Source organism: Lactobacillus sp. C449L, assembly GCF_059900815.1.
Window position 1 is genome coordinate 1 of record NZ_JBWXGA010000252.1, and the last position, 449, is coordinate 449.

1 protein-coding gene is annotated in these 449 nt (G+C 40.5%); it reads right to left on the reverse strand.

What is annotated here, in order from left to right:
• Positions 1–449 (reverse strand): Mu transposase C-terminal domain-containing protein (locus tag AC2JF9_RS09270; protein ID WP_500727190.1); only part of this gene is annotated, 449 nt, incomplete at both ends.

Consider the following 449-nt stretch of genomic DNA (forward strand, 5'->3'; position numbering starts at 1 on the left):
ATTACAATGGCGTCTTTCAGTCGCTTTTCCTCTTTCCAAACCTGTATAATAGACATATCATAGGGGTCAAAGCGCAGTTGAACTTTCTCACCCACTAATCCCGGCTCAACCTCATAAGTAGTTCCTAACAGGGAAACACAATTTGTTTTATCCACCTTTCGTGTTTCTTCCAAAAGGAAAACTTCTTTTAATTCGTGAGGAGGAATCGTTCGGATTGGATGATCACATTTCTGATAACGATCTATCGGTCGTTGTTTAAAGCTGTTATGAACTTTTTGGTGATAGGCTACTTCCAGCCATGCCGTAAAAAATCGATTTAAATCAGCTAGGTTTTGAATTTTTCCTTGTTCAATTAAATCGTATGCTTCCGGAACGAAGCTTTGATCCACAAAACGAAAGAACTTTTCTTGCTTGCCGCGCCCTTGGGGGCGATAGGGTCTAGCATGTTT